Below are 4,664 nucleotides of genomic sequence, written 5' to 3'. Positions count from 1 at the left end.
GGCGGTTCCGATGGGCCTGCCATCATCATTCACACAGCATGGCTATACTTGTTTGGCTTCATGCCACAAGTCCTCGCCTTCGTGGCGCACAATCATCTGCATATCTCACGATGTACATTTCTTTCAGTCCCGTTTTCCTCATTTTGAGAAATGCCTTGCTCCGGTCAAAAGTAATCGAGTTTCTGATTTTCCTCTCATACCCGTATTCCTTTACAAGAGGGTGGTTCTGCCATTGGCTCTCTACCCAGTTATCCAGTTCATTCAGCACGATATTCGCAAGTTGCGGTGAAATGATACCACCTTGCGGTGTGCCTTTGTCTGGAATGAGGGTAGTGCCGTCTGGCATTCTAATCGGTGCTTTCAGAATCCGCTTGATAATAAAAATCAACTGTTTGTCGTGTATTCCCAAAGCCCATATCTGCCGCACCAGCTTACTGTGATTTACATTATCGAAAAAGCCCTTTATATCAAACTCAATCACATAATGCAGATTCATTCGCTGGAGCATGGTATAGGTTCTCTGCATGGCGTGTTCTACGGAGCGGTTCGGGCGAAAGCCGTAGCTATTGTCGCTGAATTTCGCTTCGCAGATAGGCTCCATGACCTGCTTGATACATTGCTGTACCAGCCTGTCCCAGATACAAGGAATACCCAACGGGCGGGTCTTGCCGTTTGGCTTCGGAATGTCTTTACGCCTGACCGGTTTTGGTCGGTATCCGTGATGACTTCCTGTGACAATAAACCTCACTTTCTCCACAACTGTTTCGGGCGGTAAACACCCGATGTCACTAATGTTTTTGTTGTCTGTTCCTGCTGTGTAGCTTCCTCCGTTTGCTTTGATGTTCCGATATGCCAAAAGAATGTTATCCCGGCTTAGGATTATATCCATGAGGTCGGTAAAGTTGTCTCCATCCAGACTTCGACGGTAGAGTTCGTCAAAAACTGGCTGCATACCGTAATACTCGGCGTGACGTAAATCATCTACACATAGATTTTTGCTTTTCTTTGGCATAAGGCATCACCTCCTTTTACGAAAGTGACCCTTTTGGTCTTACTCGAATCCTTATGTTGGATTGAATAATGCCTGTTTATCTCAACCGACTTGTGGCCATTCCTCCGTAGCTCACATAACGCAAGCACATCATAGGTTCGACCACTGCTTTTCAGCAGCAGTTCGTCTGCTTATTGTTCTTCGTCAAACTATTCCTTGCGGAATCTGCTGCCTTTCCTCGTTCCGATAGTTCTATCTGTACATACATACCCTTAGGTTCCTGCTATAGACCTGTCGGCTTGCCTGTGCCTGTAACACAGCATGGTCGTTCGTAGGGCAAATTTCTACTGAACCACACCGACTGCGCTTTAACGCACCCACGCATTTCTGCGTGGTCTTCTTTTAGACCTGTACATTCGCAGGTTCGTCAGTCCGCCCGCCAAAGCGAACATTCTAACCATAGGTATCTTATAGACCCTCGGCCTATAGGTAACACAGTCTGCCGCCAGACCGCTTTCGACCACTTTTGGCAGTGGTTACGGTTACTCTCAGCCTTTGTCATGGGGCTTCGTACAAAAGCCATTACAGCTAATGCACGCCCATCAAGGGTAGGCGTTTCAGGGCGTTACCCCGTCATTCCACCTATCAAACTATCAGTTCTCCGAACAACGGAAAACCGTTGCCCGTGCGCAGACTTTTTACCGCCTGCGAACGAGTCGCACTTACCCAGAAGTCCTCACCGGATTGCTGTCCCTCTCCTTTGGTGTTGACTATAATCGTGTTTACAAGTTTCAAAATATCCTTTTCGCTTCGAATATAGGCGAAAGGATTGTAATGCATGGATTTAGCAAAGTTTATGGTATTCAAAACTTTTATCTTGTACTTGCCCTTCTTTAGCATTTTTCCGCACTCAACCAGTACCGTTCCTTTCGGATCAGTGACAACATAAGACGAGTGCATCTGCATCAGGTTCGGCTTCACAAAAAAGCGAGTCTTACCAGAACCGGAACCACCGATAACAAGAATATTTTTATTTCTTGCGTACTTCGGCTCTTTCGGTCTGCCAGACATCATCAGCCGTTCCGTCTGTGTCAGAAGGACATTATTTTCAAACACAGAGTCCATATATGGCTCTATGTCCTTGGCATTTCCCCACCTTGCGGAACCGTATTCTACACCCTGCCGGAACTTCTTGGCATTCTTGGCTTTGTAATACACCACAAGGCGGAGCGCTATGCCACCTACCACACCAATCAATAAATCTCTTGGGTGGAAGCTGGGCAAAGGATTGGCAAACAGCTTATCAAAACGGTTCATGACTGCCATCATCTTATCAGAAGCATTTGTACCTTCTGATACTCTCCACAGCCATGCAACCTTATCACAGAAATATCCAACAAAGATATAGGGCAGATTCAAAAGCACCAGCTTCTTGGTATCCATACCGCCGGCTTTTGCTTTCAGATTTTTCGGGATAGCCTTCAGGTCTTTGGTTATGCCTTCAATGATGTTACTCAAAGGCTCTGCCCCCTGTCCTTATTCTTTTCCCGGCTCCGTTCTCTGTTCTTATTCTGTGATACTGCATCCCTGAAGCGTTTCAGTTTCTCCCTTACGGAAGTCCTGCCCTTTCGTTTCTCATTACCATAAACAAATTCCTTGAATGCCTGTGCTACCGCATCGGCATCCCTGCCCTTGAAAAATACCACATATTTCGGTGGGTCCGTTGTCTTGTCTTTCTTGACGGCGAAATCAACATTATATTTACGAGCTACCCGCTCAAAGGATTTGATATTGCCGTCCGTCACTTCGATAGACGAAACTCCCACGCCTTCGCCAACCAGCTTTTTCACAGAAGTTTTACCATGCGTTTTCTGTGCTTTCTGTCTGCGGTGGTTCAGATACATCCGCATTGCAGCCTTCAAGACGTTGGCATCCAGTTTAGCGGTCTTAATTACAAGAGCGATTGTTTTCTGCGTTACTTCCTCTTGCATAAGTACCTCCGATCTGCATCTTCCTGTGTGTATGCTCCGCTAAGGTGGAACATACAGCCGATGTAATAAATACCTCATAACTCTCCTTTCTGCTTCTGGACATCGTGTCCAAAAGCAATAAAAAAGGGCAGCTACAAATCTCTCGACTTATAACTGCCCTGACGCTGTTTTCTATTTACTACTCTTTTTTAATACCCATTTTCCATTCTTTCCGTCACCAACTCGCTCTATAACTCCTTCTTTCGATAAATTTGAAATATAACGCATTGTTGCTGCTTTGGTTCGATTCATTTTCTCTGACAATTCACTTATCGTCATATTTCCATTCACAGCAAGAAACTCCTTTACTAAATCCTCTCCTTTTACCACACACTCCCTCATCTCATGCTCTTGCTCTTGACTTCTTTGGGATTTCTTAATTACTTCATTCACAATCGCAATTTGACTAGGATTTTTTCTTCTAGAAAGACCTTCAAAAAATTTTTCCATATTCTCACAAATCAGGTCAATATATTCTTTTTCCTCTTCCCACAATGCTTTTCCAAAATCTGCATTCTTCAAGGAAGCATGATTATTTTTCTGGCGCAATATCCAATAATTCATCACTTCAAATTTTCTTTCAATAGAATACAAAGAATCATCAATAACTAAAACCATTGCTTTCATTCCCCATTCATCTTGCGATACTAGATAGGACATTTCAAGCATACAATTTAACGACTTAACATATTCTGCTGTCAGAACAATAATCACATTCTCACAATTTGCAATTTCTGCCATAAAGTCATATAGATTATCATTCGCAATAAGCTGTGATTTATCACGCTTTACATCAAAAGTATCTTTCAACTGTGTTTCTAATTCGTCTGCATATGTATTTCCGTCTTTCCAACAATATGATATAAACAACCTCTGCTTACCCATTACTATCGACCTCCATTTTATGTAAAATTTAAACATTTTCCTGTCGTACATCTCAATACCGGAAACCCTATACTCACATTTATTTTAATAAAAAAATGGAAATAAGATTAACCTCTAATTTTTCATTAACTCTATCAATATTGTCAAATAACAATACCTGAAACAAAACATTCTTTACATTTTCCATTGTCACCATTCCATACTCTTTTTCCGTAAAGCCTTCTATATGAAAATTCTTACAAGCATCCTCTTTTCTTGCAACTAAACAATGCGTAAATAATGCCAAGATGTATTTATCCGACATAAGAAAAGCGTATGTTTCTGCTCCCTGATATGTATATCGGCACTTCTCCAAATTTTCTTGCGGTATAGAAAAATAACACCTAACGGTTTCCAAATACACATCTCCATTATACTCCGGCTTCAACTTCCTTGTATATCTTTTAATGCTATTAAATATATTGTTTCTTTCTATGGCAGATTTTGTCCTCTTAAATACTGGCTTCTTACCTTTCATATCCATATAAACATTATTGATAATAGTCTTTCCTGCATATTGGCTAAAAGCTCCTATACGCAGCAAATATGATAATACCTCATTCATCTTGTCAGATGATGCTATCTCCTGATAAGAATAATCCCCAAACTCTATATGCTGAATATTCTTGTGCGGTAACACCGCAAGTCCGGCAGACGGGAAACCGTCTGTCCGGGCTAGCGGGAACCGCTTATGCGAGTTTACTCACGTAATGTTTTGT

General features: G+C 42.3%; 3 protein-coding genes and 2 pseudogenes. All 5 read right to left on the bottom strand.

Features of this window, described 5'->3' with window-relative positions; all coding sequences use genetic code 11:
• Positions 1–91 precede the first annotated feature (91 nt).
• Positions 92–1,012 (bottom strand): annotated as a pseudogene (locus tag ACTNC6_RS15970) (reverse transcriptase domain-containing protein); the annotation flags it as partial.
• A gap of 690 nt (positions 1,013–1,702) precedes the next feature.
• Positions 1,703–2,287 (bottom strand): annotated as a pseudogene (locus ACTNC6_RS15965) (type IV secretory system conjugative DNA transfer family protein); the annotation flags it as partial.
• A 218-nt stretch (positions 2,288–2,505) separates the two neighbouring features.
• Positions 2,506–2,982: a PcfB family protein gene (locus ACTNC6_RS15960; protein WP_002582191.1), complete on the bottom strand. Its 477-nt coding sequence runs from the start codon at positions 2,980–2,982 to the stop codon at positions 2,506–2,508.
• Positions 2,983–3,153: 171 nt separating this feature from the next.
• The gene (locus ACTNC6_RS15955) at positions 3,154–3,906 is read right to left on the bottom strand and encodes a TIR domain-containing protein (RefSeq protein ID WP_441044621.1); all 753 of its coding nucleotides are present in this window, start codon (positions 3,904–3,906) and stop codon (positions 3,154–3,156) included.
• A gap of 79 nt (positions 3,907–3,985) precedes the next feature.
• Positions 3,986–4,510, bottom strand: a complete 525-nt coding sequence (locus ACTNC6_RS15950) for a hypothetical protein (protein ID WP_441044619.1) — start codon at positions 4,508–4,510, stop codon at positions 3,986–3,988.
• Positions 4,511–4,664 lie beyond the last annotated feature (154 nt).

The organism is Blautia sp. HCP3S3_C4 (assembly GCF_052064095.1).
Classification (GTDB): Bacteria; Bacillota; Clostridia; order Lachnospirales; family Lachnospiraceae; genus Blautia_A.
This window is presented reverse-complemented; position numbering and strand designations above follow the sequence as displayed.